3 protein-coding genes and 1 pseudogene are annotated in these 5,509 nt (G+C 37.0%); 3 read left to right on the forward strand and 1 reads right to left on the reverse strand.

The genetic code is table 11. The features are described from left to right. Positions 1-858 (reverse strand): Tar ligand binding domain-containing protein (locus N7387_RS20850; RefSeq protein WP_279800899.1); only part of this gene is annotated, 858 nt, incomplete at its 3' end. Between the two features lie 724 nt (positions 859-1,582). Between N7387_RS20850 and N7387_RS20855 the strand changes: the two genes are divergently transcribed. From N7387_RS20855 to tssD, 3 genes and pseudogenes are all read left to right on the forward strand, one after another. Further along, positions 1,583-2,641, forward strand: a complete 1,059-nt coding sequence (locus N7387_RS20855) for a CZB domain-containing protein (RefSeq protein WP_279800900.1) — start codon at positions 1,583-1,585, stop codon at positions 2,639-2,641. A gap of 137 nt (positions 2,642-2,778) precedes the next feature. Next, a complete protein-coding gene (locus tag N7387_RS20860) occupies positions 2,779-4,104 on the forward strand; it encodes a hypothetical protein (protein ID WP_279800901.1) in 1,326 nt (441 codons plus the stop codon). Positions 4,105-4,386: 282 nt separating this feature from the next. After that, a pseudogene (gene tssD / locus N7387_RS20865) lies at positions 4,387-4,716 on the forward strand (type VI secretion system tube protein TssD); the annotation flags it as partial. Between the last annotated feature and the right edge of the window lie 793 nt (positions 4,717-5,509).

Here is a 5,509-nt window from a genome sequence, read left to right on the forward strand (position 1 = left end):
TTCGGTCCGTGAAGACAGATCGTTATTCCCGGCCGCAATTTCACTGGCGCCGTTGTAAATTGCATTAACGCCGTCACGGACATTACTGACTGTCCCTGCCAGTTCACCCTGCATATAGCGCAGAGTCTCAGCCAGTTTATTCACCTCATCACAGCCGCGAATATCAATGGTTCTGGTCAGGTCTCCCCCGGCAATATGCCGGATGTTGTCAAGCACGTTATTCAGCGGTGTAATCAGTATGCGCTTAAGGGCTGACCATATACCAATCACAATAAGCAGGGTTATACAGAGTACGATAATCAGTATCCATATTGACTGACGGTCGGCTTTATCATCTTCTTTGATGATTTGTGCAATAATATCGTTATTTTTATGGCTGTATGTATCGTAATGCGTCAGATAAGCATCCTGACTGGTTTGAGTGTCCTGTAATATTGCCGTATTTAAATCACGATATCGTATTAACTGTATAAGTTCGGTAATGGTTGTATAGTAGGTGTTATAGCTGTCTTCCAGATTTGTTCTTATCTGACCATGTAAGTTTGGCGTGGAATTAAATTTTTCCCAGTCATCTTCAACGTCTTTCAGGTTTTTAATGGCGCTGTTTAAGAGTGAATCTATTTCATTCTCACTTCGTCCGGAAATAAGTGCCCTGTTGAGGTTTAATCTGGCTTGTGAAAAATTCGACCAGACATTGGATAGCAGAACATTGCGCTCATTCAGACTGAGTACCTGATGGAAAGATGAAGCGCCTCTTTCTACAGTATTAAAATACAAACCACTTGTTAATAGTTGTAATACACAGAATATAAGCAGGGTTGCAGTCAGCATAGTTGTTATTTTTAAACGGCTAAGCATTTATTTCTCTCTATATTAAGTGTATTTTTTTATGAAATCTAATACCCGCCACAAAGGGGGCTGTCACTCTTTTATGCCGGAAAAAGAACAGACGTATTCTGACGGGGCGGCATAGTGATACCGTCCGTTTTTACGGTTCCTCTTTTTATTACATAAATAAGGAAAATACACATATCAGGTTGATTATATTAATCAATTAAAAATGTTTTTCACTACTCAATCCAATCGTTTAAAACGATCGAAACCGGGATTTGTGATAGGTTGCAACTATTGATATATGTGTTTTTGATCGTTATTATTGATGTGATAAGGCAAGTTGAACTTTAAATTCAAATAGTTATTTTTATTATTCGGATAAATTAATTTTCACTCTCAATTCGGGTAAAAATATAACGTTACAATATAAAAGACACGGGTGTCATCCGGGAAGGATTGTATTCCGGATAATGACACTGTATGCAAAATGTAACCCGGGGACCGGAAAATGAATGAGAATTCTTATCAAAATACGCATAATAAGAATAAATGTGTGCCAGTGTGAATCTGAAAACAGAAACAGATAAAGCAATATGGTGTAAAAATAACGCCGTGGCAGCAATAAAATCTGCGTACTATCATAATTAACACTGGATTCATATACATCATTACTCACGTCAGATGATATGATAATGTTCAGGCTGTCTGGCAGCATTAATGATGAAAAACAGAAAAAAGGACTTATATAATGCGTAAAAAACTAAAGCAGTGGTTTAAAAATAAGCGCAAACAACCGTCTCAGAAAAAAATAACAGATGTAGTATCAAATACTATCAGCACGGAAATATCAGCCAGTGATATAGCGGAGAAATCCTATGATAAGTTGTTGTGTCAGCATTTAATTTCTGGTATCAGTGCGGTAGAAATTATTCGTGATTCATTACTTAATTCCAGCCAGCGTTTGATGAAGGAACTGGTCACTGTCGATGAACTTAATCAGAAAAATGAAAGCGTCAGACGGGAGATGAATCAGCTCTCTGAATTAGTGCATCGCATTGAGCAACATACCAGTGAAAATATCACCTATGTTGATGAGCTTATTTCTGTACTTGGCGGTATAAATAGTAATATTGATGAAATAAATAGTCTTTCAAGGCAAACAAACCTGCTGGCAATAAATTCAGCTATTGAATCGGCTCATGTCGGCGCAAGAGGTGCCGGATTTTCAGTAATTGCAAAAGAAATTAAACAATTGTCGTCAGGCATTCAATTTCAGGCAAAGAATATTACGGCATTAACACTGGATATCAATCAGCATGCAAAAAGCATCAGTACCAGTGCGGAGAAAAATTATCAGTCTATTAATGATATTCGTTATGCGACAGAACAGGCCTGTATAATGTTACAGCAGACCATTGAACTTTCTGCTCATATGCAGGAAATTATTCGTTTCATTGCTACCCAGCAATTTCTTAATACAGTCAAATTAGATCATGTGATCTGGAAGATTAAAGTGTATGAATTAATTTTTAACCGCGATGAAACCTCTGAAGTTAACAGTCATACCGATTGTCGTTTAGGGAAATGGTTTTATGGTGAGGAAGGGCATAAATTCTCACACCTCAGTTGTTTTTCTGAGCTTGAGGTACCTCATGAAAAAGTACACCGTTCCGGCCGGGAAGCGTTACTGGCATTCAGATCAGGCGATGATGAACGGATGAATATCAGTTTAAATAATATGGAGCAAGCCAGTACATTAGTGATTAAACGGCTTGATGAGTTGTTATTACAGATACAGCCACACTAATCCCTTATAACGTTTATCGTTATGTGATTTGGATTTTGTCATTTTAATCTAATCAGTAAAATGATGTTATGGTTTTATTTGATTTAAGCTGAATGTATTAAGTTATCGTATCAACATGATTTAAGAGAACGACGTTAATGCTGATAAAGCCCGAAAGAATAAGTGCTTGTTTTATTCGTTATGATATACAACCTGTTTATAAAGATGTAATTATCCGTATTATCACATCAGAAAAAATTTTCTTTTTTTGTCATTCACAATTTGATCATACTGATGATTTTCTTAATCAGTTAGTGCCCGGAGATAACATAATTGCAGCCGGGCACCTGTTAAATAATGGCGGCTATTGGCTTCATTGGGCTATAAAAGACAAAAATAATGAGTTAATGCCCGAAAATAAATATGATGAAAGTCAAAATTTACTTAACTACCTGGCTTACGGTTCATTATTCATGTCAGTGAGCCTTTTGATGATTATTTGCGGTGCAGATTCAATCTTTATCGGGCTGTTTTTTCTGTTTTCACTTTTGATGAATATCTTTTTTGCAAAAGAATTAGTTATGTTTGCAATCTCTCCTTTCAATGAATCAGTTGATATTTATCAGAGGGAGAGAAATATTATAGATAAACCTTTTTCTGATAAAAAAATCCATACGCTGATAAAAAAGCATGAGAAAAAAATATTTTCATTTATCAGTCTGTTTTTATTCGAAAGACAAAAAAAACTGTTTTCAGTCGATAACTATGAACTTATTAATAAGAGAGCTGAAAGCATCGGGCTTAGCGTCAGGTGGTTAGATGTTGATGAAGTACAAATACAGAGTAATATGAATGTTACCAGTTTGAGGGTTAATAATGTCAGAAGAACAGTTGAGATACCAAACAATTATTTTCTGATTAGTGATGGTGACAGTGACTTTTATTGTAAAACTCATCATGGTTATCAGCTCGGAGCAGTATTAACGAAAATAGAGCATCCTTTTTTTGTTGCGGTGAATGATAAAGTTGAAGTGATCAGTAATGTCGACAATAATCAGATAATCGGTCTTTATAATCACACTAATAAATCCGCCTATCTGTTCAGGTCGGACAGACATATTGATTACAGTGAAATAGCGCCGAAATCGATATTAGCATCAGCAATACTTATGTTTTTTATCATATTTATTCCTTGCCTGATGATTTTATTATATTTGGGGGCAGGGTTTGCCGGAGTTATTATTTCATTTTTTATGAGTATTTCTCTTCCTGCCATTATTTGTTTTTTATTATTTTTAAAAAGAAAACGATACACTAAGCGAAAAAATCCGGACAAGTTTTCACTGGTGGAAAACTATATGCAATATCGTTTAGACCTGAATAATAATAAAAGCAGTATCAATATTGTATATAACACCGGAGGTCTCAGCAGATTTAATACGACTGCATCAGATAATAAAAAGATGAGGAGAAAATTAATGTAATAGCAGATAGCCGTCATCAATTATGGCGGTTATGGTCGTTGTACTGGCAGGCACGCTGCCGGAATGGAAGTTTCACTTTACGGACGACGATTTTCTCTATTTATAGTCTGAGTTTCAGCATGGAAAATACAGGGTTCTTTTATATGATCTGAAAAAATGGCAATTTTCTTATTATTTACAGTATGTTATGTTATTTCTTTAATAAATATGGGTATTTGTTTTTTATCCGGTTTATTACGCTGAGTAAATCTTACTTTATCATCTATAAAAGTTAAATATTCTGCTCACTGTCCGTTTAAATTCACGGTCGCGCTGAACAAAGCGGTTTCGCTGTTGTACAACGCCCTGGCGGCGGGTGAGATGCTGCCTAAGGTACAACTGAAATGGTACCGCACCTCTGTTGAAGGTAAGCAGGAGCACTTCTTCACCACCGCACTGGAAGATGCCACTATCGTCAATATCGACTGCAAAATGCCGCACTGTCAGGATCCGCAAAAAACGGATTACACGCAGCTGATTGAAGTCTCGCCGTCCTACCGCAAAATCAGCTGGGAACACACCGTCGCAGGCACTTCCGGTGCTGATGACTGGCGTGCGCCAATCGAAGCGTAATGTGCTCACTGACACCACACATTTCTCTTCTGATCCGCCCGGAAATGTGGAGCATGACGCTCAATCAGGACAGCCGTATCTTCCGGAAGCAATCGGTACTGAAGACAGGGAAGAGGTCAAAAATAACGAAATCTCAAAAAGTGTGTGTAGCTGAAACGGGTGTGCTTACATACAAAGTAAATAAGAGACAGGCTTATGAGAGGGTACGGATGTCTTTAACAGTAACGACCGGAAATCTACTGTAGCCGGAAAAGGAAAAAGCCCCGCTTTTCAGCGAGGCCTTATAAATAGTGGTGCCGGACTCAGAATGAAACCCGATGTTTAATTCATTGATATTTATTGTTTTATCGAAAGTTGCAAACAAAAGGGCCCCCGTTAGGGCCCCGAGATGTTTTTGCATTGATTTTGAAGTTGAACAAGGTATTTTCCTGTCCCATCTTAAATTACAGTTTGGGTTCGTAGCGCGGAATCGTACTGGTTACCAACTTCAAGGATACTTTTTATCATCACTTAAGAATTTTAGCATAATTTTATCAAATTAATATTCTCCATTGACATTGATACGTTCAATGTTAGTTGAACAGATGAGTTCATGGCGATCCGTTAAGACTTCAGCTTCAGTTTGCATGGTATTTTTTCCGTAAAAAAGCAAACACGCCCACCGATGGACGGCAGGTACATTATGTAGAAGAAATAAAAAATTCGCATTTTAAATATAATTAAACTAGTAAATTAATATCGTAAGTTTCTAATAAAACAATTAATCATTGAATAATAAAAATATTCCCCCCCC

This window comes from Morganella sp. GD04133 (assembly GCF_029835375.1).
Taxonomy (GTDB): Bacteria; Pseudomonadota; Gammaproteobacteria; order Enterobacterales; family Enterobacteriaceae; genus Morganella; species Morganella morganii_B.

What these genes read in the sequence shown, in the direction of transcription:
- N7387_RS20855 (WP_279800900.1), top strand. Translation starts at nt 1,583, where the DNA reads ATGCGTAAAAAACTAAAGCAGTGGTTTAAAAATAAGCGCAAACAACCG.
- N7387_RS20860 (WP_279800901.1), top strand. Translation starts at nt 2,779, where the DNA reads ATGCTGATAAAGCCCGAAAGAATAAGTGCTTGTTTTATTCGTTATGAT.